Origin of the sequence: Pseudomonas sp. Pseusp88, assembly GCF_047303955.1 — a bacterium.
Lineage (GTDB): Bacteria > Pseudomonadota > Gammaproteobacteria > Pseudomonadales > Pseudomonadaceae > Aquipseudomonas.
The window spans coordinates 28093-53118 of record NZ_JBGLYM010000015.1; the positions used below are offsets into that span (position 1 = coordinate 28093).

25 protein-coding genes are annotated in these 25026 nt (G+C 62.1%); 22 read left to right on the forward strand and 3 right to left on the reverse strand.

Annotation, left to right across the window (positions count from 1 at the left end):
• The first annotated feature begins 19 nt into the window (after positions 1–19).
• From ACCD02_RS18740 to argE, 4 genes are all read left to right on the forward strand, one after another.
• Positions 20–874: an ABC transporter permease gene (locus tag ACCD02_RS18740; RefSeq protein ID WP_413304873.1), complete on the forward strand. Its 855-nt coding sequence runs from the start codon at positions 20–22 to the stop codon at positions 872–874.
• A 1-nt stretch (position 875) separates the two neighbouring features.
• Positions 876–1694: an ABC transporter permease gene (locus tag ACCD02_RS18745; RefSeq protein WP_413304875.1), complete on the forward strand. Its 819-nt coding sequence runs from the start codon at positions 876–878 to the stop codon at positions 1692–1694.
• Between the two features lie 61 nt (positions 1695–1755).
• Positions 1756–2430 carry a DUF1028 domain-containing protein gene (locus tag ACCD02_RS18750; protein WP_413304878.1) on the forward strand — a complete coding sequence of 225 codons (675 nt, stop codon included), beginning with the start codon at positions 1756–1758 and terminating at the stop codon, positions 2428–2430.
• On the forward strand, positions 2431–3576 hold the full coding sequence (gene argE / locus ACCD02_RS18755) for an acetylornithine deacetylase (protein ID WP_413304881.1): 1146 nt from the start codon (positions 2431–2433) through the stop codon (positions 3574–3576).
• Positions 3577–3781: 205 nt separating this feature from the next.
• Here argE and ACCD02_RS18760 read toward each other — a convergent pair whose 3' ends face one another.
• Entirely contained in the window at positions 3782–4696 is a 915-nt protein-coding gene (locus ACCD02_RS18760; RefSeq protein ID WP_413304884.1) for a LysR family transcriptional regulator, read from the reverse strand.
• Between the two features lie 199 nt (positions 4697–4895).
• On the opposite strand from ACCD02_RS18760, the gene ACCD02_RS18765 reads away from it, so the two are divergent.
• The 15 genes from ACCD02_RS18765 (at position 4896) to ACCD02_RS18835 (ending at position 19063) form a co-directional block, all read left to right on the forward strand.
• Complete coding sequence (locus ACCD02_RS18765; RefSeq protein ID WP_413304887.1) at positions 4896–6071, forward strand: M20 aminoacylase family protein; 1176 nt, start codon at positions 4896–4898, stop codon at positions 6069–6071.
• Positions 6072–6108: 37 nt separating this feature from the next.
• The gene (locus ACCD02_RS18770) at positions 6109–6888 is read left to right on the forward strand and encodes an ABC transporter substrate-binding protein (RefSeq protein WP_413304890.1); all 780 of its coding nucleotides are present in this window, start codon (positions 6109–6111) and stop codon (positions 6886–6888) included.
• Between the two features lie 5 nt (positions 6889–6893).
• On the forward strand, positions 6894–7733 hold the full coding sequence (locus ACCD02_RS18775) for a phytanoyl-CoA dioxygenase family protein (protein WP_413304893.1): 840 nt from the start codon (positions 6894–6896) through the stop codon (positions 7731–7733).
• Between the two features lie 69 nt (positions 7734–7802).
• Positions 7803–8906 (forward strand): DUF2817 domain-containing protein, encoded by a 1104-nt coding sequence (locus tag ACCD02_RS18780; RefSeq protein WP_413304896.1) that lies wholly within the window; start codon positions 7803–7805, stop codon positions 8904–8906.
• A gap of 146 nt (positions 8907–9052) precedes the next feature.
• Positions 9053–9295: a CopG family ribbon-helix-helix protein gene (locus ACCD02_RS18785; protein ID WP_413304898.1), complete on the forward strand. Its 243-nt coding sequence runs from the start codon at positions 9053–9055 to the stop codon at positions 9293–9295.
• Positions 9285–9569, forward strand: coding sequence for a type II toxin-antitoxin system RelE/ParE family toxin (locus ACCD02_RS18790; RefSeq protein WP_413304900.1), 285 nt, complete (start codon positions 9285–9287; stop codon positions 9567–9569). Before ACCD02_RS18785 ends, ACCD02_RS18790 begins: the two co-directional genes overlap by 11 nt.
• A gap of 370 nt (positions 9570–9939) precedes the next feature.
• Positions 9940–11109: a branched-chain amino acid ABC transporter substrate-binding protein gene (locus ACCD02_RS18795; protein ID WP_413304903.1), complete on the forward strand. Its 1170-nt coding sequence runs from the start codon at positions 9940–9942 to the stop codon at positions 11107–11109.
• 68 nt (positions 11110–11177) lie between these two features.
• Complete coding sequence (locus ACCD02_RS18800) at positions 11178–12113, forward strand: branched-chain amino acid ABC transporter permease (protein ID WP_413304905.1); 936 nt, start codon at positions 11178–11180, stop codon at positions 12111–12113.
• A 2-nt stretch (positions 12114–12115) separates the two neighbouring features.
• Positions 12116–13273 carry a branched-chain amino acid ABC transporter permease gene (locus ACCD02_RS18805; RefSeq protein ID WP_413304908.1) on the forward strand — a complete coding sequence of 386 codons (1158 nt, stop codon included), beginning with the start codon at positions 12116–12118 and terminating at the stop codon, positions 13271–13273.
• The gene (locus ACCD02_RS18810) at positions 13270–14043 is read left to right on the forward strand and encodes an ABC transporter ATP-binding protein (protein ID WP_413304911.1); all 774 of its coding nucleotides are present in this window, start codon (positions 13270–13272) and stop codon (positions 14041–14043) included. Before ACCD02_RS18805 ends, ACCD02_RS18810 begins: the two co-directional genes overlap by 4 nt.
• Before the next feature lie 3 nt (positions 14044–14046).
• On the forward strand, positions 14047–14754 hold the full coding sequence (locus ACCD02_RS18815; RefSeq protein ID WP_413304913.1) for an ABC transporter ATP-binding protein: 708 nt from the start codon (positions 14047–14049) through the stop codon (positions 14752–14754).
• Positions 14755–14775: 21 nt separating this feature from the next.
• Positions 14776–15903: a M20 family metallopeptidase gene (locus ACCD02_RS18820; protein WP_413304916.1), complete on the forward strand. Its 1128-nt coding sequence runs from the start codon at positions 14776–14778 to the stop codon at positions 15901–15903.
• Positions 15900–17195, forward strand: coding sequence for an amidase (locus ACCD02_RS18825; RefSeq protein ID WP_413304919.1), 1296 nt, complete (start codon positions 15900–15902; stop codon positions 17193–17195). Before ACCD02_RS18820 ends, ACCD02_RS18825 begins: the two co-directional genes overlap by 4 nt.
• A gap of 11 nt (positions 17196–17206) precedes the next feature.
• The gene (locus tag ACCD02_RS18830; protein ID WP_413304922.1) at positions 17207–17932 is read left to right on the forward strand and encodes a GntR family transcriptional regulator; all 726 of its coding nucleotides are present in this window, start codon (positions 17207–17209) and stop codon (positions 17930–17932) included.
• A gap of 75 nt (positions 17933–18007) precedes the next feature.
• Complete coding sequence (locus ACCD02_RS18835; RefSeq protein ID WP_413304925.1) at positions 18008–19063, forward strand: permease; 1056 nt, start codon at positions 18008–18010, stop codon at positions 19061–19063.
• A gap of 37 nt (positions 19064–19100) precedes the next feature.
• Here the strand turns inward: ACCD02_RS18835 and mnmH are convergent, their stop codons facing one another.
• Together mnmH and selD are read right to left on the reverse strand one after the other, a co-directional pair.
• Complete coding sequence (gene mnmH / locus ACCD02_RS18840) at positions 19101–20201, reverse strand: tRNA 2-selenouridine(34) synthase MnmH (protein WP_413304928.1); 1101 nt, start codon at positions 20199–20201, stop codon at positions 19101–19103.
• Positions 20201–21235: a selenide, water dikinase SelD gene (gene selD, locus ACCD02_RS18845; RefSeq protein WP_413304931.1), complete on the reverse strand. Its 1035-nt coding sequence runs from the start codon at positions 21233–21235 to the stop codon at positions 20201–20203. The genes mnmH and selD overlap by 1 nt, the downstream gene beginning before the upstream one ends.
• 357 nt (positions 21236–21592) lie before the next feature.
• Here selD and ACCD02_RS18850 point away from each other — a divergent pair, with 357 nt between their 5' ends.
• From ACCD02_RS18850 to dusA, 3 genes are all read left to right on the forward strand, one after another.
• The gene (locus tag ACCD02_RS18850; protein WP_413304934.1) at positions 21593–23092 is read left to right on the forward strand and encodes a purine-cytosine permease family protein; all 1500 of its coding nucleotides are present in this window, start codon (positions 21593–21595) and stop codon (positions 23090–23092) included.
• The gene (locus ACCD02_RS18855) at positions 23089–23826 is read left to right on the forward strand and encodes an MBL fold metallo-hydrolase (protein WP_413304936.1); all 738 of its coding nucleotides are present in this window, start codon (positions 23089–23091) and stop codon (positions 23824–23826) included. Before ACCD02_RS18850 ends, ACCD02_RS18855 begins: the two co-directional genes overlap by 4 nt.
• A gap of 174 nt (positions 23827–24000) precedes the next feature.
• Positions 24001–25011 (forward strand): tRNA dihydrouridine(20/20a) synthase DusA, encoded by a 1011-nt coding sequence (gene dusA / locus ACCD02_RS18860; protein WP_413304938.1) that lies wholly within the window; start codon positions 24001–24003, stop codon positions 25009–25011.
• The last annotated feature ends 15 nt before the right edge of the window (positions 25012–25026 follow it).

Here is a 25026-nt window from a genome sequence, read left to right on the forward strand (position 1 = left end):
CGCTTGCCGGGAAACACTCATGACTCGAAAACCTGCGTTTGTCCTGTGGTTCGTGCTGCCTTCGGCACTGACCGCCATGGGCCTGGCGATAGCCCTGCTGACGGTGCTGCAATACAGCGTGCGCGCCTTCATTCCGGGCTCGCTGGACGTCGGCGGCTTTACCCTCGACAACTTCCATGGCCTGTTCAAGAGTCTTTACGCCCAGGCGTTTCTCAATACCGTGGCGCTGAGTTTCAAGACCGCACTGTTCGGCCTGCTGCTCAGCTACCCGCTGGCCTATGCACTGGTTCGCACGCGCACCGGCTGGCTGAAGTCGGGCATCTTGATCATCGCCATTACGCCGCTGTTTCTTGGCGAAGTGGTGCGCACCTATTCATGGATCATTGTGCTGGGCAGCAGTGGCTTTCTCAACAGCCTGCTGCTGGCCATGGGTGTGATCGATAAACCGCTGCAACTGATGTTTACCCAGACCGGCGTGGTCCTGGCACTCGTTCACGTGACCATGCCGATCATGGTGCTGATGCTGGCCACCGGGCTGTCCCATATCGATCCGGCCTATGAAAAGGCCGCCACCAGCCTGGGCGCCGGGCCAATTCGTGCATTTATGACCATCACCCTGCCGCTGTCGCTACCGGGCATCGTTGCCAGCCTCACCACCGCCTTCGCCTGGACCTTCAGCGCCTTTGCCACGCCGCAGCTGATTGGCGGTGGCAAGGTCAGCACCGTGGCCACTCTGGTCTATCAGTTGGGCTTCTCTTCGCTGAACTTCCCCTTCGCCGCTGCCCTGAGCGTCGCCAGCCTGGTATTAACGGTTCTGCTGCTGAGCGCGATCAAGCGCATGACCCGCTCCCGGCACAGCGTCGGAGGCCACTGACATGACCCGTTCCCATCGCGATAAATGGCTCGCCCATGCGGGCCGCCTGTTGGTGGCGCTGATTCTGTTGTTCGTATTGTTGCCCACCATTGTGGTGATCATCTCCTCGTTCAGCAGCACGTCGGTATTGTTCTTTCCGCCCAGGGGCTGGTCCCTGCGCTGGTTCCAGCGGGCTGTCAATTACGACGACTTTCGCAGCGGCTTTTATGCCGGGCTGATCGTCACTGCCTGGGCTTCAAGCCTGGCGGTACTGATCGGCACGACCCTGGCCATTGCCATCCACCGCTACGAGTTTCGCTGCAAGCGCCTGCTTGAGGGCGTATTGCTGTCGCCGCTGTTCATCCCCCACTTCACCATCGGCCTGGGCCTGCTGATGCTGGTGTCGCAATTGAATCTGGGCCGCGGCTACGTCCTGGTGATCTTCTGCCACATCGTACTGGTGCTGCCGTTCGTGCTGCGCAGTCTGTATGTGTCGCTGCAAAACCTTGAGCAGCGCGTCGAACTGGCTGCTGCCAGCCTTGGGGCCTCGCCCTTGCGTGTGGTCTGGACCATTACCGTGCCGCTGATGATTCCCGGGCTGTTCGGCGGCTGGCTATTCGCTGCGATTCTCTCGTTCAACGAGTTCACCGCGTCGCTGTTCGTCACCACCCAGGCGACCCAGACGCTGCCCGTGGCGATGTACAACTACGTGCGCGAATTCGCCGACCCGACCCTGGCGGCGCTGTCGGTGATGTATATCGCCGCCACGGCCACCTTGCTGACCCTGGCCAACCGCTTCCTTGGCCTGGGCCGCGTGCTCAACGTCGAAGGGGCACGCTGAGCGGCCCACGACACCCGACAGAACATCGACACCGAATCAGTCACAGACAGGATCACAGACCATGACCTTTTCAATCATCGGCCGTTGCGCCGAAACCGGCCAGCTGGGCATCGCCATCAGCTCATCGAGCATCGCCGTGGGCGCGCGCTGCCCCTGGTTGCGCCCCGGGGTCGGCGCGGTATCGACGCAGAACATCACACTGCCGGCATTGGGCAGTCATGTCCTGGATCAGCTGGAGAGCGGGCTATCCCCCGAGCAAGCCCTGGCCACGGTGCCTGCATTCGACAACTACAGCCAGTTCCGCCAGGTCACGGTCATCGACAGCAACGGTAATACGGCGTTCTTCAGCGGCAGCCAGACCCTGGGTTGCTACCACGCGGTCGCCGGAGAGCAATGCGTCGGCGCGGGCAATATGCTGGCCGATACCGCCGTCATAGGTGCGCTGGTGAAGACCTTTGAAAACACCGCCGGGCAACTGGCCGATCGCCTGATTGCCGCCATGCAGGCCGCCCTGGCCGCCGGCGGCGAGGCCGGCCCGGTGCACTCCGCAGCGCTGAAGGTGGTGGGCGAAGTAAGCTGGCCCATCATCGACCTGCGTGTCGACTGGGCCGAGCAAGACCCGGTGGGCGTGCTGGCCGGACTGTGGGCGGATTACAAGCCACAGATGCAGGACTACCTGACCCGCGCCCTCGACCCGACCAAGGCACCGAGCTATGGCGTGCCGGGAGACGAATGAATGAACAGCAAGGAGATCCTCGCCACGCTGATCGGCTTCGATACCACCAGCCGCGAGTCCAACCTGCAACTGATCGAGTTCGTGCGCAACTACCTGGCCCGTCATGAGGTGTCCTGCGAGCTGATCTTCAATGATGAACGCAGCAAGGCCAATCTCTTCGCTACCATCGGCAGCGATGATCGTCCCGGTGTGGTGCTGTCGGGGCATACCGATGTGGTGCCGGTGGATGGTCAGCCGTGGACAGTGCCGCCGTTCGAGATGAGCGAAAAGGACGGCAAGCTGTATGGCCGTGGCGCCGCCGACATGAAGGGCTATATCGCCTGCGTGCTCGCGGCTGTCCCGGCACTGCTGGCCCAGCCGTTGCGCATGCCGGTGCATATCGCCCTGTCCTACGACGAAGAAGTCGGCTGCCTGGGCGTGCGCAGCCTGCTCGCCGGGCTGGCCCAACGTGCACATAAACCGGCGTTGTGCATCATCGGTGAGCCTACCGAACTCAAGCCGGTGCTGGGCCACAAGGGCAAACTGGCCATGCGCTGCGACGTGCATGGTGCCGCCTGCCATTCCGCCTACGCGCCGCAAGGGGTGAACGCCATCGAGTATGCCGCCGAGCTGATCGGCGAACTCGGTCGCATCGGCTCCAGCCTGCGTGCCGGGCACCTGCAAGACCCGCGCTTCGACCCGCCCTTCTCCACCGTGCAGACCGGCGTCATTGCGGGCGGCAAGGCGCTGAATATCGTCCCCGCCGACTGCCGCTTTGATTTTGAGATCCGCACCCTGCCCGACCAGAATGCCCACGACATCGCCCGGCAATTGCAGAGTTTCGCCCAGCAGCAGGTCGTGCCGAAAATGCAGGCGGTCAATGCTGCCACTGGTATCCGCTTCTCGGAGCTGTCGTCCTACCCGGGCCTGGCCACCGATGCCCAGAGCGAAGCGGCGAAACTGATCGCCCAATGCTGCGGCTCCAGCGAATTCACCACCGTGGCGTTCGGCACCGAAGGCGGCCTGTTCGACGCCGCAGGCATTGCCACGGTGGTCTGCGGGCCAGGAAGCATGGACCAGGGGCACAAGCCCGATGAGTTTGTCAGCATCGAGCAACTTGAGGGTTGTGAGCGGATGCTGAAGCGGCTGATTCAGGCGTTGCGATAGGTCCCGTAGGAGTTGCCGCGACCCTGCCAGCACTGTGGCGTGGTAAACATCGGACCGCTCCTACGAAAAAATCGTACTTGTTCAGTCAGAACGGTTTTTGTGGGACCGGCTTTAGCCGGGAAAACTTAGGCAGGGTCGATACGGTTCTGGCGCCTGCTATCGTCTTCCCGGCTGAAGCCGGTCCCACATGGCCTCTATATCCTCTTTAACTCACCCACTCCACCGTCTGCAACATCCGCCGGTAGGGCGACTGCGGCGAGTCCATTTCCTGCTCGATGGTTTCAATCAGGCAGGTCAGGAATTTTTCCGCAGCCGGGCGCAACGGCTGGCCGCTGCGACTGATCGCCCCGACCAGGGCACTGCCCACCGGTTCGCGCAAGGGCAGTGTGCACAGCCCCTCACGCTGGGCGCAGACCTCCACCAGGGGCCAGGGGAAGATGCTGAGCATGTCGGTATCGCGCAGCAGGCTCAGGGTAATCGACAGCGAGTGCGAGAAATGCACGTGGCCCGGGGCGACGAACTCACCGTCATGGCGGGCGGACAGGATCCAGTCGGCAAAAGCCAGTTCATCCAGGGAGCGGCAGTCGGCCAAAGGATGTCCGCGCCGCGCCACTACCGCGCAATCAGCGGTGAATAACGGCACATAGTTCAGATCGACGTTGGAGCACTGGCTGTCCAGGCGGCCGATAAACAGGTCCAGGCTGGCGTCGCGCAGGCGTGGGTAGGCAATCGAATGCAGGCCTTCATGCAGTTCCAGCTGCACATGGGGAAACTGCTGGCGAAACTTCACCATCACCTTTGGCAACAGGGTCATGGCCAGCCAGGGCGTAACCGCAACCGACAGGCGCCCGGTCAGCTCGCCTTTGCAATCGGCCACCACATGGGTGGCGCTGTCCATCTGTGCCACCAGCAAGCGCGCCTGAACCAGTAACCGCTTGCCCGCTTCGGTGAAATCGATGCCCGACGTATTGCGCACCAATAGCTGCAGGGAAATCTCGCTTTCCAGTTTCTGCACGGCCTTGGTCACCGCCGCCGGCGACGTGTCCAGGCGCTTGGCCGCGCCACGGATGCTGCCCGCGTCGGCGACGGCCACCAGGGCGTTGAGTTGATAGAACTTCATGGATACCTGCCGTTGTTAACCCAGGGTTGCCGCGTTCAACGCCGATTGCCTTTGAGGCCCCAGGTGACGCGCCTATGCTGGACCGCGTAACGCCGCATACGCGCCCCAGAACAAAGCGCCTGCTCCGCCGTGGAGCGCGTGATGTGGCGGTTCAGGCCGTTAATCGATGCCATGCCCGGACTATGGAAGAATCCTGCCAATGCCGCACCTCCAGCAGAAATTGCAGCCCATCGAAGCCCAGATGCGGGAATTGCGCCAGCGCATCCATGCTCATCCCGAGCTTGGCTACGAGGAATACGCCACCAGTGACCTGGTCGCCGAGCGTCTCGAGCAATGGGGGTACAAGGTACACCGCGGGATCGCCGCAACCGCCGTTATCGGTACGTTGCACAAGGGTAGCAGTTCCCGGGTGCTGGGCCTGCGCGCCGACATGGATGCCCTGCCGATCCTGGAAAAGACCGGCCTGCCCTACGCCAGCCGGACTCCCGGAAAGATGCACGCCTGCGGGCATGACGGCCATACCACCATGCTCCTCGCCGCTGCCAGGGTGTTGGCCGATGACATCGACTTCGACGGTACCCTGCGCCTGATCTTCCAGCCTGCCGAAGAGGGCCTGGCCGGTGCCCGGCGGATGATCCAGGAAGGCGTGCTCGAGCAATTCCCCTGTGACGCCCTGTTCGCCATGCACAACATGCCCGGCTATCCCGCCGGCAAGCTGGGCTTTCGCGCCGGCGCCTTCATGGCCTCTGCCGACCAGATCAAAGTCATCGTTCACGGCCATGGTGGCCACGGCGCCATGCCCCATCACTGCGTCGATCCGGTGGTGGTCTGCGCGAGCATCATCATGGCTTTGCAGACCATCGTTTCGCGCAACGTCTCGCCGCAGGAAATGAGCGTGATTACCGTCGGCTCCATTACCGCAGGCAAGGCTTCCAATGTGATCCCCGACAGCGCCGAAATGCTGATCTCGGTGCGCTCCTTGAACAACGCCGTGCGCGACAGCCTGGAGGCCCGGATCAAGCATCTCATCCACGCCCAGGCTGATGCCTTCGGGGCTACTGCCGATGTCCACTACAGCGCCGATTACCCGCTGCTGATAAATGACCCGGCCATGACCGAATTGGCGACCCAGGTGGCACGGGACTGGCTGGGCGAGGACGAAGTACTGACCGATATCGCGCCCTTCAATGGCAGCGAAGACTTCGCCTGGTTCCTGCGCGAACGGCCCGGTTGCTACCTGATCATCGGCAATGGCGAGGGTGACCAAAGCTGCATGATTCACGACCCCCGCTACGACTTCAACGACGACATCCTCATGCGCGGCGCCGGTTACTGGATCAAACTGACCCAGGCCTACCTGGCACCACGCGGCTGATTTCCCCACTACCCTGTCGACCTTCACGAGGCCTCAAATGCTGCGAATCAATCTGCAATACGCCGCGCTGATCAGCGGGTTTGTGCTGGCCTCCTCGGGGCACGCCGCCGAGGTCATTCGTTTCGGTGTGGACCCCAGCTACCCGCCCTTCGAGCAGAAACTGCCGGACGGCTCACTGGCCGGTTTCGATATCGACCTGGGCAACGCCCTGTGTGCGCAACTCAAGGCGCGCTGTGTATGGGTCGAACAGACCTTCGACGGCATGATTCCAAGCCTCAAGGCGCGCAAGTTCGACGGCATTCTGTCGGCCTTCAGCGACACCCCTGCGCGCCGTCAGCAGGTCGATTTCAGCCGGCGCCTGTATGTGGCGCCATCCTCGCTGATCGCCAGGAAAGGTTCCGGGCTGACACCTGCCCCGGCGGCGCTGAAAGGCAAATCCGTAGGCGTGGTGCAGGGCTCGTTGCAGGAAAGCTATGCCAAGAGCGAGTGGGCACCGGCCGGCGCCACCATCCAGTCCTACCAGACCCAGGACCAGGTCTTTGCCGATCTGACCTCGGGGCGACTGGACGCCTCGTTCCAGGCCTCGGCCCAGGGCGATAGCGGCCTGCTGCAAAAACCCCAGGGCAAGGACTTTGCCTTTGCCGGAGAGCCGATCACCGACAAGAGCATCATCGGCAATGGGGTCGCCATCGGTATCCGCAAGGACGACGCCGCTCTGCGCACGCAACTGGATGACGCCATAGCCGCCCTGCATACTTCCGGCGAGTACCAGCGTATTGCCAGTAAGTACTTCAGCTACGACGTCTCGGGTGAGTGATGGCGATGAACACATTCGCGCCGAGTCATGGTGACTTTCCAGCCAACGAACTGGGCAGCGATGCCCAGCGCTTCTTCCGCGAGCATGGCGCATTGTGCATACGCAACGCGTTCACGGCGGCGCAGGTCGCCGGATTGCAGGCCGGCATCGAGGAGAACCTTGCCCGGCCAAGCCCCCGGGCCAAGGTCGCCAGCAGTGCCGATGACCCGGGATGGTTTTTCGAGGACTTCTGCAACTGGCAGGACAATGCCCATTACAAGGACTTCATCCATGACTCGACGCTGGCGCCCATCGCTCAGCGTCTGCTCGGCAGCCAGCAGATACGCCTCTATCACGACCATGTTCTGGTCAAGGAGCCCAATACCCGCCAGCGCACCCCCTGGCATCAGGACCAGCCCTACTACAACATCAGCGGCGTAGACACCATCAGCTTCTGGATCCCCGTAGACCCGGTCAGCCGGGCCTCGACCCTGGAATTCGTCGCCGGCTCTCATCTGGGGCCGTGGCTGATGCCGCGTTCGTTCATGGACAACCAGGCCAAGTGGTTTACCGAAGGCAGCCTCGCCGATCTGCCGAAAATAGAGGAACACCGCGAAGACTTCCCCATCCTCGGCTGGGCACTGCAACCAGGCGACATGGTCTGCTTCAATATGCTGACCCTGCATGCATCCGCCGGTGTCGACGGCAGCCACAGGCGCCGGGCGTTCTCGGTGCGGATGCTGGGCGATGACGTACGCCATGCGCCGCGCCCCTGGGTGACATCGCCGGAGTTTCCAGGCCTGCGTGAAACCCTGGCCGAAGGTGCGGTGATGGACCATCCACTATTTCCACTACTGCTCGGCTGAACCGGTGCATGGCCATCGCCTGTAGAATCCCCGGGCACCACTTTTTTTGCACATCCGCGAGATTCCGCCATGCCTAGCCCGTTCCTTGCCAGCCCCAGCTATCGCGACCTGCGTGAGCGTTTCCTCCAGGCCGCCACTGCTGCCGGCGCCAGCCTGACCCGCTATGCCCATCCTCTGACCGGACCATTCGGCGAAGAGCTGAGTACCGATGTGGCATTGCTGGGCGACCCCCAGGCGAAACGGCTGCTGGTAGCGTTGAGCGGCACTCACGGCGTGGAGGGCTACTACGGCTCCGACTGTCAGAGCAGTTGGCTCGAAACTCTCAAGGACCGCCCCCTGCCCGACGACGTCGCCATTCTGATGATCCACCTGATCAACCCCTGGGGCACCGCCTGGATGCGCCGGGTCAACGAAGACAACATCGACCTCAATCGCAACTACCTCGACTTCAGCCGAGCGCTGCCCGCCAACCCCGCTTACGCAGCGGTACATGACATCTACAGTTGCACGCAGTTGCATGGCCCGCAGCGCGACGGGGCCGACGCACGCCTCGCCGCACTTATTGATGAGCACGGTTGGCCGGGGCTGATGTCGATTGTCGAAGCCGGGCAATATCAGTTCGCCGATGGCCTGTTCTTCGGTGGCTTCGAGGCCAGTTGGTCGAATCGCACCCTGCGTCAGATCATCGCTACACACCTGGCCGACGCTCAGGTGGTGATGACCTTCGACCTGCATACCGGCGCGGGTGATTATGGCCACCCGATGCTGATGACCATCACCCAGGTCGCCTACCCCGCCCTGCCAGACGCCCAGGCCCTGTTCGGCCCCTGGCTCTACACCCTGGTCACCGGCGCCAATACAGTCAGCGATACCGGCGTCGCGGCAACTTCCACGGGCTATACCTCACAAGCGTTGATAGAAGCGATGCCCAATGTCCAGCTAATGCCCTTCGTCATCGAATGCGGCACTTACCCCGGTCCCGACGTACATCGCTACCTGCGTGATGACCAGTGGCTGCACCTGCATGGCGACCCACTCGATGACACCGGGCGCACCATCAAGCGCGGCTTGCTGGAGCAGTTCTATCCGGCCGACAGGGATTGGCAGGAAGTGGTGTGGCTACGTACCCGGCAGGTCTGGGAACGGGCGTTGGCGGCGATGGGCAAGAATTGATGTGATTAGAGAGAGATGTGTGCCTGCAGATGCAGTCACCCGACTGCCGATGTTCCAGACAAATCATGCGACAACCTGCCGGTCCCTACTGAGATTCGAGCGTGTAACATACCTTCATCTTTGTCCACCATACCGCCGAGGTTGCCATGACCGGGATTTCCCTGGACCTGCCAGAAGACCTTTCCAACTCCCTCACCGACCTGGCTAAAAGCAACGGCCTGAGTGTGAGCTATCTGGCCGAGGATGTTCTGCGTGACTATATCGAGCACGAGAAAACACTTACGGCGCAGATTGAACAGGCCGTAAAAGAAGCCGACGAGGGTAAATTCGCGAGCAATGAACAGGTCGCAGCGATGCGCGCCAGGCGCTGGAGTCGCGATGCAGGTTGAGTGGCTGGATAAGTCCCTGATCAATCTGGAAGACGAGGCACATTATATCGCTCTTGAAAACCCTAAGGCTGCTGATGACTTTTCTGATGCAGTCTTTGCCAGCGTAGACAAGCTTGCTCGGTTTCCCGGTATGGGACGCGAAGGCAGGGTCAAAAATACCCGTGAATGGCCTTTACCGAACTGGTCCTACCTTATTCCCTACCGTGTTCGCGGTGACCGCTTGCAAATCCTGGGCATCTTTCATACACGCCAGCGCCCTCGCGCCAAGTGGTGACATTGTTCTGCACGCCCCTCCCTTCGCGGAGTACGGATATACCCCGCTCGCCACCATTCCCGCCATAAGCTGACCACCGATACTCCATCCAGTACCCCAAGCACCAGCGTCGACCACAGGCACTAAAGCAGTGCCCGATTTCCCGCTCTTGCGACAACTACGTAAATAAAATCCGCTACCGCAACCAGCCCCAGATCGCAGCAACCTATCCCCTGCGCGCCAACATATTCAGCCCTGGGCTGCGCCTTACGCAGCCGAACGTAATGCCTGGCATCCTTGTTGCTTTATAGAAAATACCATCTTGTATACAAGATCGTATTTCTATAAAACAGCCGACATCCGCCGGCGCGGTTATTCCCCAGGAGACGTCATGAGTACCAAGATCACCGTTGCGCTGCTCCCCGCTGTTCTCTCGGCCTGCCTGTTCACCGCGCCTTTCGCGCTGGCCAAGGATGTGGTCAAGATCGCCTTTGTTGGCCCTTTGACGGGTGGTAGTTCGGCCATCGGTCTGGGCGGCCGCAACTCCGCCGAGCTGGCCGTTAAACAGCACAACGCCAAGGCCGACAGCCCCTATGAATACGAGCTGGTGGCTCTGGATGACGAGTGCAAGCCTAATGTCGGGGTACAGATCGCGACCAAGATTGCTTCGGACAAAGACATCGTCGGCGGCATCACTCACTTCTGCTCGGCCGTGGCAATGAGTGCGGTCGATGTCTATCACAAGTTCAACCTGCCGGTGATCGTCTGGGGCGCGGTGCTCCCCGACATCACCTACGCCAACGACTTCAAGGAAGTGCACCGCGTCAACGGCACCATGATCAACCAGAACCAGGAAGCGGCGAAGTTCATGGTTGATCATGGTTACAAGACGTTTGCCGTGATCCATGACACCACCGACTACGGCAAGGGCCACAACAAGTACTTCAGCGAAGCGCTGGAAAAAGCCGGAGGCAAGATCGTCGGGACCTTCGGCGTGACGGCCGACCAGCAGGACTTCACCGCCGAGCTTACCCAGATCAAGCAGCTCAAGCCCCAGGTCATCTATTTCGGCGGCCTGACGCCCATCGGCATTCGCATCCGCTCACAGATGGAGAAGCTGGGTATCGAGGCGCAGTTCGAGGGCACCTCGGGGATCAAGTCCGACGCCTATATCGAAGGCACCGGCAAGGATCTGGCCGAAGGCTCACTGTCCTTCATCGAAGGCGCGCCCTGGGAAAAACTGGCGGCGGGCCCGGCGTTCTTCGCCGCCTACGCCGAGCAGAAATATGCCCAACCCGCAGAAGCCTACGGACCGTTCGCCTTTGTCGCGAGCAACCTGCTGATGGACGCCATCGACAAGGTCGGGCCGAACCGGCGCAAGGTACGCGATGAGCTCAACCACACCAAGGATGCCAGCACCATGATCGGTCCGGTGACCTTCGACGATCACCGCCAGAACATCGTGCCGCTGATCACCAGCTATGTGGTCCAGGACGGCAAATGGGTGCCTTGGCAGGACAGCGAGTACGCCAGCGGAGCACGCAAGCTCAAGGGCCTGTAAGCCACCTGCATGACCGGCTGCGCCCCCCCTGGGCGCAGCCCTGACTCACTTGCATTCGGGCCTTGCCAATGAATCTGGAAATTCTCAGTCAATACCTGGTCAACGGGCTGATGCTCGGGATGATCTACGCGATGGTCGCAGTAGGCTTTACGCTGTTTTTCGGCGTGCTGGACGTGATCAAGTTTTCCCATGGCGACGTCCTGATGATCGGTGGCTTCGCCGGTCTCAGCGCCTACCTCGGTGCGCAATCCATCGGCATCAGCAACCCCTGGCTGCAACTGCTGATCATGCTGATCGCCGCCCTGGCCGTGACCGCAGCCCTAGGTGCCCTGGTCGCGCGTTTTCTGATTCTGCCGCTGCGCAATGCGCCGCCGATCAATCTTCTACTGATCACCTTGATGCTCGGTCTGGTCCTGCGCGAGTGCATCCGCCTGTTCTTCCCAGACGGGTCCAACTCCAAGCCATTCCCGCAGTTACTACCCACCGCGACCTGGCACCTGGGCAGCCTGGCGATCCGTGCCGACAGTGCAATCCTGCTGGCGGCAGGTGGGCTGACCATCTTCGGCGTTCATCAGCTGATCAACCGCAGCAAACTGGGTCTGGCCATTCGTGCAGTGGCTCAGGACGGCGAGACAGCGCGGGTCATGGGCATCAATTTCGAACGCATCGTGCTGCTGACCTTTGCCCTCGGCTCGGCCCTGGCGGCCATGGCCGGCATGATGAACGGGCTGTACTACAACGAAATCAACTTCAACGTCGGCCTGCTGCTGGGCGTGATCGGTTTCTGCGCCGCGATCCTCGGTGGCCTGGGTAACTTCTACGGGGCGATTCTCGGCGGCTTTCTTTTCGCGGCATTGCAAACCTTTGGCGCCGTCGCGCTCCCGCATCTGATTCCCGGCTTCCAGGGCGCCTACAAGGATGTCTTCGCCTTCGTGGTGGTGATTGTCCTGCTGGCCTGGAAACCCACCGGCCTCATCGCCGAACGCAGCAGTGAGCGAGTCTGACCATGAGCACATTCTTTTCCAAACCTTCTCGCGGCCTGCTGCTGGCCGCCCTGGGGCTGAGTTTTCTGGCCGCCTGGGCCCTGCTGCATGCCGAAAGCCAGCTCGAAATCCTGTTCCTCGGCATCGGCATCACTGTCGTTGCGCTGCTATCAGGCCGCCTGGGCCTGGCCCGCTCCCTGGGCAGCAGCGCCGCCGGGCACCCGCGCCTGCTGGGCATGGGCTGTATTGCCGGTGTGCTGATTCTGCTCGGGGTGTTCCATGACGAGCACTTTGCCCTGTTGCTGCTGGCCACTGTGCTGATCTACAGCGTCGCCTGCCTGGGCCTGAACGTTCAGTTCGGCTATGCCGGCATCGTCAATTTCGCCGGCGCCGCATTCTTCGGCATCGGCAGCTACACCGCTGCGATGCTGGCCCTGCACAGCGGCGTGCCGGATCTGCTGGCAATCCTTATCGCCGGGCTGGTAGCGGCAGCCCTGGGCTCGCTGCTGATCCTGCCGGTATTGCGCACCCGAGGACACTACGCGGCGCTGGTCACCATCGCCTTCGGCATCCTGTTTCGCACCTTCATGGAGGTCAATGACAGCTTCGGCGGCCCGCAAGGCCTGCGTATTCCCAGCATGACCCTGTTCGGCATCGACCTTGGCGAAAGTCTGGAGTGGGGCGACAGCGAAATCTCCTTCTATGCCAACTTCGTGATCCTGGCGCTGATCCTGTGCAGCGTCGCGTTCTGGCTGGTCCGGCGCCTGGAGCGCTCCTGGCTGGGGGTGGCCATGGACATGGTGCGCACCGATGAGATCTCGGCCGCTGCGTTCGGCATTCGTATCGCCCGCACCAAGGTCATGGCCTTTGTGTTCGGCAACTTCCTGATCGGCGTCGCCGGTGCCAGCTACGGCCTGATGACCGGTTATGTCGCGCCTAACAATTTCACCTTCGGTGACTCGCTGATCCTGGTGTCGATCGTGATCCTGGGCGGCATCGGCAACCCCTGGGGGATCATTCCTGCGGTGGCGATCGTCATGATCCTGCCGGAGAAACTGCAATCCATTCAGGAATACCGCTTTCTGCTCTACGGCCTGCTGGTGATCGCTATCCTGCTGTTCCGCCCGCAAGGCCTGCTGCCGCGCAAGGTTCGTCAATTTTTCCCGGGGCGCCCATCATGAAACCACTGTTGCAGACTCGCGGCCTGACCATGCGTTTTGGCGGCCTTACCGCACTGGACGGCCTGGACCTGGACATCGCGCCCCAGGAAATCCTCGCCCTGCTGGGCCCCAACGGCTCGGGCAAGACCACTTGTTTCAACGTCATCACCGGCCTGTACAAGGCCAGTGCCGGTAGCGTGCGCTTCGGCGGCGAAGACCTGAGTGGCCGCTCGCCACAGACGGTCTACAGCCACGGCATTACCCGCACTTTCCAGCGCCTGCGCCTGTCATTGCCCCTGACCGTGTTCGATAACGTGGTGATCGGCAATACCCGCCACCTGGACGAAAGCCTGTGGTTCAACCTGTTCCGCCGCCAGGCCTTCAAGCGCCAGCACGGCGAGATGGTCGAGCGCGTGCACCAGTTGCTGAAAACCTTTAACACCGGGCTCGCCGACAAGCTCTGGGAGCCGACACTGAACCTGAGCATGCTGGACCGGCGTCGGGTGGAGATATGCCGGGCGCTGATCAGCGAACCGCGCCTGCTGCTGCTCGACGAACCCTCAGCGGGCATGACCCATGACGAGACCAACGAACTGATGGACGACGTGCTCAAGGTCCGGCAAAGCGTCGCTCCGTTCGCCATCGTCTTGATCGAGCACGAAATGAACCTGATCCAACGGATCTCCGAACGCTGCGTAGTGCTTAACTATGGCAAGAAAATCGCCGAGGGCCCTTACGCCGACATCATCAAGGACCCACAGGTCCAGGTTGCCTACCTGGGCAAGGAGTGAGCCATGTCCCTTCTGAGTGTGCAACGCATCGCCACCGCCTACGACCGCATCGACGTCATCCATGACCTGTCCCTGGAGCTGCAGGAAGGCCATATCACCTGCATCCTCGGCGCCAACGGCGCGGGCAAGAGCACGCTGATCCGCTCGATCCTCGGTCTGACCCCGCCCAATCGCGGCGAGATTCTGTTCAACGGCGAATCCCTGATAGGCCTGCCGACTCACCGCATCATCGCCAAGGGCATTGCCTGCATACCCGAGGGCCGCAAGATCTTCCCGAAGATGACAGTGGCGGAAAACCTGCGAGTGGGCGCCTACCAGACCTGCGATGCGGCGCAAATCGCCCGGCGCGCCGATGAAGTCTATGAGTTGTTCCCGCGCCTCAAGGAACGTCGCGAGCAATTGGCCGGGACCATGTCCGGCGGTGAACAGGCCATGGTTTCCATCGGCCGCGGGCTGATGGCCAAGCCGCGCCTGCTGATCATCGACGAACCGTCCCTGGGCCTGTCGCCGCTGTACGTGAAGGAAAACTTCCGCATCATCGCCGACATCGCCCAACTGGGCATCAGCGTGCTGCTGGTGGAGCAGAATGTGCACCAGACACTGGCGATCTCTCATTACGGTTTCGTGCTGTCCCAGGGGCGCATGGTCGCCCAGGGCGATGCCCGCAGCCTCAGCGAAAACGACGAAGTCCAGGCCGCGTATTTCGGCTGACCTTTACCAGGAGTCCCTGCGATGAACCTCAATCTCGATCCGGTACAGCTGACCCAGACGCTGGTCAGGGTCAACACCATCAACACCAGCAATACCCCGGGCGATGAGTCCCACTGCACCCGCTATCTGGCGCAATTGCTCGAACCCTACGGGTTCCGGTGCACCCTCACCGAGCTGACGCCCGGTCGCGCCAGCCTGATCGCCCGTATCGGCGACCCGGACAAAGGCCTGCCGCTGGCCTTTACCGGCCACGTCGATGTGGTGCCCCTTGGCGATGCCCCCTGGACCCAGGCGCCGTTCGGCGGCGATATCGTCGACGGCAAGCTCTACGGGCGCGGCAGCAGTGATATGAAAGGCGGTGTCGCCGCCTTCGTCTGCGCCGCCATCGCCTGCAGCCCGCAACTGGCAGGGACTGCGGGCGTCACCCTGATCATCACCGCTGGAGAGGAAACCGGTTGCGAAGGTGCTTTCCACATGGCCGAACAGCCGGGACTGCTGCAACCGGCCGGGGCGCTGCTGGTGGCCGAGCCCAGCTACAACAACCCGCTGGTCGGGCACAAAGGTGCGTTGTGGCTCAAGGCCAGGGCCACGGGCATCACCGCCCACGGCTCGATGCCGCAGCATGGCGACAACGCCGTGTACAAGATCGCCCGGGCCGCACTGGCCTTGCAGGCGTTTACTTTCGACTGCCCGCCACATCCGCTGATGGGCAGCCCGACCCTCAACGTCGGCTTGATCAAGGGCGGCCTGAACGTCAATTCAGTGCCCGATGCCGCCGAGTTGACCATCGATATCCGCAGCGTTGCCGGGCAATCCCACGCCCGCATCCAGGACACGCTGCAGACACTGCTGGGCGCTGACATCAAACTGGAAATCATGATCGACCTGCCACCGGTCTACACCCCGCCCGAGTCGCCGTGGGTACAGCGGGTCATGGCCTTGGCCGGTACTACCCAAACGCCAGGCACCGTGACCTATTTCACCGATGCCGCAGCACTGCTTGCACCGCTGGGCAATCCGCCGACCCTGATCCTGGGGCCTGGGGAAACCCACCTGGCGCATCAGACCGATGAATATTGCGAGGTGGCGAAAATCGAACAGGCCTGCGAGCTGTACCAGCGCATGATCCTCGACTGGTGCCAGTCATGACTGTCTGGCATGACGATGATCTGGTCCGCCTGAGCGCCAGCGAAGCCGCAGTACTGCTGCAACAGCGGCGCCTGAGCGCCGAGCGCCTGCTCCAGGCCTGCCTGCAACGGATCAACCAGCGCGAGCCGCAGGTGCTGGCCTGGTGCGCCCTCAACGCCGAGGCGGCCCTGACCCAGGCGCGCGCCCTCGATGCAGGCCCCATCAGCGGCCCGTTGCATGGCTTGCCCCTGGCGGTGAAGGACCTGTTTGACACCCGGGACTTTCCATCCACCTACGGCTCGCCCATCTACGCCGGGCAGCAACCACCGGCGGATGCCGCCGCCGTGGCCCTGTGCCGACAGGCCGGCGCCATTGTGCTGGGCAAGACCGTGACCACCGAGTTCGCCACCTTCACCCCCGGACCAACCCGCAACCCCCACAACCCCGCACACACTCCGGGGGGCTCGTCCAGCGGTTCGGCGGCGGCCGTGGGCGCCCACATGGTCCCGTTGGCACTCGGCACGCAGACCGCCGCATCGATCATTCGCCCCGCCGCCTATTGCGGTGTCGTCGGTTTCAAGCCGGGCTTCGGCCTGATCCCCCGCGCCGGGGTCAAGAGTCTCAGTGAATCACTGGACACCATCGGCGGCTTCGGTCGCAGTGTCGCCGACGTCGCCCTGCTGACCTCGGTCATGGCCGACGCGCCGCATTGGCGCGAATTGCACATGACCGGCACGCCGCGCATCGGCTTGTGCCGCACGCCAAACTGGCATGCCGCCAGCGCCGGTAGCCGCGAGGCCTTGCAGCTTGCGGCTGATCGTCTGCGTCAGGCCGGTGCCGAGGTGATCGACGTCGAGTTGCCCGCCAGCTTCACGCCCCTGGCCGAAGTCCACGACCTGATCATGTGGGCTGAAGCCTTCAAGGCCCTGGCCCACGAGCGCCTCTGCCATCCGCACCTGTTGAGCGACAATCTGCGCCAGCGCCTGGCCATCGGCGAGCAGATCGACTTCGCGCAAAACCGTTACAATCACGCCCGTCTCGCCGAGGCCCGTGCCGATCTGCCCGGCGTCTTCGCCAGTTGCGACCTGCTGCTTACGCCCAGCGCCCTCGGTGAAGCCGAGTCTGGCCTTGAACGTACCGGCGATCCGCTGTTCTCCCGGGCCTGGAGCGCCCTAGGCCTGCCCAGCGTGCACCTGCCGACGGGCGTGGGTCCGGCCGGGCTGCCGCTGGGCGTACAGCTGATCGGTCCTGAAGGCAGCGATTCGGATACCCTGGCTTTCTGCCATTGGGCAGAGCAACATTTGAGAGAATAGAAGGACTGAACATGCAGCTCGCCTCCGCTTCAGCCCCAGGCAAGGAACGCCCGGAAGGTCTCGCCGAACGGATCTATGCCCAACTCAAACAGGACATTTTCGAGTTTCGGCTGTTACCCGGAGATCGCTTCAGCGAAGGCGAGATCGCCAAGCGCATGAACGCCAGTCGCACGCCGGTGCGCCAGGCCCTGTTCCGTCTGGAGCAGGAGCATTATCTGGAAGTGCACTTTCGCGCCGGCTGGCAGGTGCGCCCTTTTGACTTCACCTTTTTCGAAGAGCTTTACGACGTGCGCATCGTTCTGGAGCAGACCGCGCTCAAGCGCATCTGCGAACACAACGCACCTGGCCAGCAGGAAACCCTGCAAGCCTTGCTGGCGATCTGGGAGGTGGCGCCTGCCCTGCGCTCAAGCGACGCCCACGAACTGATCCTGCTCGACGAACAATTCCATGCCAGCCTGCTGAACCTGGCTGGCAATGCCCAGATGGCGCGCATTCACGCCGAGCTGTCCGACAAGATCCGGGTGATCCGTCGTCTCGACTTCACCCAACAGGCGCGGATCGACACCACCTATGCCGAACATACGCAGATTCTCAACGCGGCCCTGCAACGACGCTCGGATGAAGCACAGCGGCTGATCAAGGCACACATCGACGTGAGCAAGGCCGAGGTACGCAAGATCACCCTGCATATGTTGCACAGCGCCCGTGTGCGCAGTGAGGAAGTGAAGCAGCTCTGACTCTGTCAACCAATGGCTCTGGCTGAAACGGCAATGGCGTATCATAGGTGTTTGTCTACGCCACGGATTCTCGCCATGCCCAGCCAGTCACTCCCATCTTCCTCCCGCCCCTGGGCGTTCTGGTACAAACCCCTGCTGTTCCTGCTGGTGGCGGTGATCGGCCTGTACTACGTGAAGTGGTCGCCGTATTACCTCAAGTCGTTCGTCGCGGCTGATAGCCATAGCATTGGTGGCTCAATCATCAACGATAACCCGGCATCGCCCATTGCGGCGGCGCTGGCCTATGCCCAGGTGTACTTCCTGGCCATCTGGAAAGCCGCTGTATTGGCGGTGATCCTTGGCTCACTGGTGCAGGTTTTGATCCCGCGCGACTGGTTGCTGCGGGTGTTCGGCAAGGCTGGCTTGGGCTCCACCCTGCGCGGCGGGCTGTTCGCCCTGCCGGGCATGATGTGCAGTTGCTGCGCGGCGCCGGTAGCAGCCGGGCTGCGCCGGCAAAATGTGTCGGTGGGCGCGGCCCTGGCGTTCTGGATCGCCAATCCGGTGCTCAACCCGGCGACATTGATCTTCATGGGCTTTGTACTCGGCTGGCAATTCAGCGCCCTGCGCCTGGTGGCCGGGATCGTGCTGGTGCTGGGGGTGTCACTGTTCGCCCAGCGCATCTCACGACCAGAGGTCCTGCCGGAAGCGGCCGTGGAAGCCGTCGAGATCGCCAGCAACGCCGACAGCGGCAGCCTGCTGACACGCTGGATGAAGACCCTGTGGCAGCTGTTCTGGACCACGATCCCGATCTATGTACTGGCGGTGTTGATTCTCGGCGCGGCGCGGGTCTGGCTGTTTCCCCACGTCGATGGGGCCATGGGCAATGGTTGGCTGTGGCTGGTGCCCCTGGCAATCGTCGGCACTCTGTTCGTGATCCCCACGGCAGCGGAAATCCCCATTGTGCAGACCCTTATGGGTCTGGGCCTCGGCACTGCTCCGGCAGTGGCACTGTTGATGACCTTGCCCAGCGTCAGCCTGCCATCGCTGTTGATGCTGCGTAAATCCTTTGATCGCCGGGTGCTGGTGGCGGTCGCGCTGCTGACCATGCTGGTGGGCATAGTCAGCGGGATTGTGGGTGGCTTGTTGCTGTAGCAAAACACAAGCCTCGCTCCAACGGTCCAGATGAGCATCAGGCCCGACGCCGCTGGCGCAGATACTCCCTGACCGCCCCATGATCACCGGCAAACTCGATGCGCTTGGCCTTGCTGTCACGCTGGTAGGCGTACATGGGATCGTAGTATTCGTTAAGCAATACTTCGATCCATTGCCGGTGGTTATCCACCTGCCCCGTGGCCTGCTGCGCCTGCAGGGCGCTGTCCATGATCGCCGCCAGGCGCTGATAGCGCTCACCGCCCAGGCGCTTGAGATTGCTCGCCAGGCTCTGGCGCAAGCGTTCGGCGAAGGCGTTGAACCCGGCTTCCAGACCGTGCGCCGCGACAAACTCGGCGCACAGGTCGATCACATAATCCTTGAGAATCCGTTCAACCCGGCGCTCGACACTGTCCTGCAACCACACCAGGGGCGCAGCCTGCATCTGCCGGTATAACGACAAGGGCACTGCACGACTGCCGATGGCGCGGCCTTCATCCTCGAGTACCAGAGACTCGGCACCGCGATGGCGTTTCTTGAGGATGTCCACGGCCAGGGCATTTTCAAAGTCGATCTGCCCCGGCTGACCGCTGACGCGCTTGCCGAAACTGGAGCCGCGATGATTGGCGTGGCCCTCAAGGTCCAGGCCATTGTCCAGCTCGACCAGCACTTCGGTCTTGCCCGAACCGGTCAAGCCGCCGATCAACACCAACTCGCACTCCGCCACCGCCCGTTCGGTGGTTTCGATGAGGAAAGTACGCATGGCCTTGTAGCCGCCCAGTACACGCGGGTAGGGAATACCCGCTATGTCCTTGAGCCACTGTTGGGTGATCTGCGAGCGCAGGCCGCCACGAAAGCAATACAGGTAACCTTCAGGCTGACGCCGGGCAAAGTCGGCCCAGGCTTCGATACGCGCCTGCTGGGTCGCGCCGGACACCAACCGATGGCCCAGTTCGATGGCGGTCTGCTGACCCTGTTGCTTGTAGGCGGTGCCAACGGCCTCGCGCTCGGCATCATTCATCAGCGGCAGATTGATAGCCTGGGCGAAGGCGCCCTTGGTGAACTCCACCGGCGCGCGCACGTCCATCAACGGGATGTCATTCAAGAAAATATGTTGCAGATCGGCGCTGTTATCGCGCATCAGAACACCTCGACGGCATGGGTCTGTCGCTCGTTCAGCGTACCGATGGGACGCAGGGCCAGGCCCAGTCCGGCGGCGACTTGCAGGAACTCAGTCTCACTCTCCGGCGCCACGGCCACCAGCAAGCCGCCACTGGTCTGGGGATCACAGAGCAGATGCTTTTGTGCCTCGGTCAGCGGGCCGACACGCTCGCCATAGCTGTCAAAATTGCGCAGGGTGCCACCCGGTACACAGCCTTGCTCAAGGTAATAATCAACGCTGGCCAGACGCGGCACGGCATTGGCATCGATGCGCGCGGTCAACTGGCTGCCGTCGGCCATTTCGACAAGGTGACCGAGCAGGCCGAAACCGGTGACATCTGTCATCGCCTTGACCCCGGCCAGCTTGCCAAAGCGGCTGCCCGCAGTATTAAGGGTGCACATCTGATCCCGGGCCAGACCGACATCAGCATCGCGCAACAGGCCTTTTTTCTCGGCAGTGGTGAGCACGCCGATACCCAGGGGCTTGGTCAGATAAAGGGTGCAGCCGAGGGTGGCAGTGTCGTTGCGCTTCATGAAACGCTTCTCCACCAGCCCCGTGACCGCCAGACCGAAAATCGGCTCCGGCGCATCGATGGAATGCCCCCCCGCCAATGGAATACCGGCGGCATCGCACACCGCACGGCCGCCGCGAATCACCTCGCGGGCGATTTCCGGTGCCAGCAGATTGACCGGCCAGCCCAGAATCGCAATGGCCATGATCGGATCGCCGCCCATGGCGTAGATATCGCTGATGGCGTTGGTGGCAGCAATGCGACCGAAATCGTAAGGATCATCGACGATAGGCATAAAGAAATCGGTCGTGGACACCACGCCGCGTTCTTCATCAATGGCGTAGACCGCAGCGTCATCGCGCGAAGCGTTGCCCACCCACAAGCGTGGATCGAGATTCTGCGCACCGCTGCCGGCAAGGATCACCTCCAGCACCTTGGGCGAGATCTTGCAGCCGCACCCGGCGCCGTGGCTGTACTGGGTCAAACGGACCGGTTCGCTCATGGGATACCCCTCTGTTTATCGAGGGGCCGTATTCTATCAGAGCAGCGAACGCGCCTTGATGAATGCGCCATGCGGTACAAACGACGCAATCTGCCGCCCCCTGTTTTCACTTCATTGATTCCTGAACTAAGTATTTCCTCCTTACGATTTAAATTTCCTCGGCCTTTGCACACTCTCCGGGCGTGCTGCATGACTTCCATGCAGGCAGCGCCAAAACCGTTCCTAGAAGTGGATTGGCCACACCTCTGACAACACACTTTCGCAACTGCCCCCACACCTTGCGCATCGCGCAGGCTAAAAAATGGCACCCGAACGGATGCCGTACAAGTCCAGTGACCGGCACAGGAAGGCGACAACATGAGCGAGTCCCATCAGACCCGGATTGAAAGTTTCGGCGTCGAGCAGATCCCCGACAACGCGCGTACAGCATCCCCCTTCGATCTGTTTCGCATGATCTTCGGCGGCAGCAATACCTTCTCCACCGCAGTACTGGGCAGCTTCCCGGTACTTTTCGGCCTGTCATTCCAGGCCGGTCTTTGCTCCATCGTCCTTGGCGTACTGTTCGGCGCGTTGATCCTGGCCCCCATGGGCCTGTTCGGTCCGCTTAACGGCACCAACAACGCCGTATCGTCCGGCGCTCATTTCGGCGTGCACGGGCGCATTATCGGTTCGTTCCTCTCACTGCTGACCGCCATCGCCTTTTTCTCCCTGTCGGTCTGGAGTTCCGGTGACGCCCTGATCGGCGGTGCCAAGCGCCTGTTCGATCTGCCGGAAACCGACCTGAGCCTGGGTATCGCCTACGGCCTGTTCGCCGTACTGGTGTTGATCGTTTGCATTTACGGCATCCGCGAGCTGCTGGCCGTGAACAAGGTCGCCGTGACCGCCTCCAGCCTGCTGTTCCTGCTGGGTATCTTCGCCTTTGCCGGGCCGTTCGACGCCAGCTACGCCGGTACTGTCAGCCATGGGCAACCCGGCTTCTGGGCCGCGTTCATTGGCGCTGCTTTGGTGGCAATGAGCAATCCGGTCTCCTTCGGCGCCTTCCTTGGTGACTGGGCCCGCTACATCCCCCGCGACACGTCGAAACTGCGGATCATGGGAGCGGTCATACTGGCCCAGGTCGCAACCTTTATCCCGTTCGTGTTTGGCCTGGCCACCGCCACCATCGTCGCCGTCCAGGCACCGGACTACATCGCCCAGAACAACTATGTCGGCGGTCTGCTGGCGATCTCGCCCGGCTGGTTCTTCCTGCCGGTGTGCCTGATCGCCGTGATCGGCGGCCTGTCCACCGGCGGGACTTCCCTGTATGGCACCGGCCTGGACATGTCGAGTCTGGCACCGCGCCTGCTCAGCCGGGCCCAGGCCACGGTGCTGATCGGCGTGCTGTCCATCATCTTTATCTTCGTAGGCCGCTTCACCTTCAATCTGGTGCAGAGCATGTCGACCTTCGCGGTGCTGATCATCACCTGCACCAGCCCGTGGATCATCATCATGATCATCGGCCTGGTAAAACGTCGCGGCTGGTACGACCCACAGGATTTGCAGGTTTTCACCCGCGGCGAGAGCGGCGGCCGCTACTGGTTTCATCACGGCTGGAACTGGCGTGGCCTGGGCGCATGGATTCCCAGCGCGATGGTCGGCCTGTGTTTCGTTAACCTGCCGGGGCAGTTTGTCGGCGCCCTCGGTGAACTGGCCGGCGGCATCGATATCAGTCTGCCGATCACCCTCGGGCTTGCAGCCGTCCTGTACCTGGGCCTGCTACAGTTGTTCCCCGAACCCGAGGCCGTGTATGGCCCGCGTCATGTCACCGCGCCCGACAGCGACAGCGCACTGCCGGGCAACCTGAGCGCAGAACCGTGAAAATCGTTACCCGTGACCAGTGGTTTGAAGTGCAGAAACGTGCCGACGGCGTCAGCCTGATCCACGAGCCGTGGGTTCGGCCGTTTTATCGCTGCAATCTCTGGCACATCCAGGGCCGTGACCGTGACGTGCTGATCGACACGGGGTCGGGCGTGGTCAGCCTGCGCGAGCAACTGCCCTGGCTGACTGAGCGGCCACTGCTGGCGGTGGCGAGCCACACCCATTTCGATCATATCGCCGGGCATCACGAGTTCAGCGAACGCCTGGTCCATCCGGCCGAGGCCCATATCCTCGCGACGCCGACCCGGACCGCGACCCTGGCCGATCCCTACGTGGGCGACGAGATGTTTGAAGCCCACCCGGACTGCCCGCTGTGCTACACCGAGTACCAGGTCAAGGCGGCCCCGGCCACGCGCCTGGTCGACGAAGGCGACATCATCGACCTGGGCGACCGCGTGCTGCAAGTCCTGCACACTCCCGGGCACTCCCCGGGCGGCATCAGCCTGTGGGAAGCCAGCACCCAGACCTTGTTCAGCGGCGAAATCATCTATGACGGCCCGCTGATCGAAGACGCCTACCACTCCGACATCACCGACTACGCCAACAGCCTGCAAAGCTTGCGTCAACTACCAGTGCGTACCGTGCACGGCGGCCACTTCGCGAGTTTCTCGGGGAAGAGATTGAACGAGATGATCGATGACTGGTTTATCGGTCACAAATCGGGCAACGCCTGATGACGAATGCTCCACATTGAAAGATGCGGAGCATTTTTCGTTCTAGGTAGCCCGCTTTCAGGGCGAACCGCTGCCGCTCTTGGTAAACTGGCGCACTCTTGTTTTCTGATAGGGATCTGCGTGGTACACGCCCCTGAAAACACCCCGAAAAGTGGTAAAAACACGTTGACCAATATGTTACCAAATATCGCCTCCAGCCCAGACAATACAAGGCTTCCAGTGTCTCGACGGTTCTCCGTTGCACCGATGATGGATTGGACCGACCGTCACTGCCGCTTCTTCCTGCGCCTGCTCTCCCGCCATACCCTGCTCTACACCGAGATGGTCACCACCGGTGCGCTGCTCAATGGCGATAGCGAACGTTTTTTGCGTTATCACCAGGATGAGCACCCGCTGGCGTTACAGTTGGGCGGCAGTGTGCCAGCGGATTTGGCGGCGTGCGCGCGAATGGCGCAGGATGTGGGCTACGACGAGGTCAACCTGAACGTCGGTTGCCCCAGTGACCGGGTGCAGAACAATATGATCGGCGCGGTGCTGATGGGACATCCGCAGGTGGTGGCCGACTGTGTAAAAGCCATGCGTGATGCGGTGTCGATTCCGGTCACGGTCAAGCATCGCATCGGCATCAACGGCCGGGACAGTTATGAGCAATTGTGCGAGTTCGTCGGCACAGTGCGCGAGGCCGGTTGCACCAGTTTTACCGTGCATGCGCGAATTGCCATTCTCGAAGGGCTGTCGCCCAAGGAGAATCGCGATATTCCGCCGTTGCGCTACGATGTGGTGGCGCGCCTGAAAGCGGACTTCCCGGATCTGGAGATCATTCTCAACGGCGGAATCAAGACCCTGGAGCAATGCCACGAGCACCTGAAGGTGTTTGACGGCGTGATGCTCGGGCGCGAGGCGTATCACAACCCGTATCTGCTGGCCGAAGTCGATCAGCAACTGTTTGGCAGCAGCGCACCGGTCATTTCCCGGGCTCAGGCGTTATCGGCATTGCGCCCTTATATCGCCGAGCATTTGCGTACAGGCGGCGCCATGCATCACATCACCCGCCATGTGCTGGGGCTGGGCACGGGCTTCCCGGGGGCACGGCGTTTCCGTCAGTTGCTGTCGGTGGATATCCACAAGACCGACGACCCCCTCGGCTTGCTGGATCAGGCGGCGCAGTTGCTCGAAGGCCGATAAAGGGAACAAGTGGCG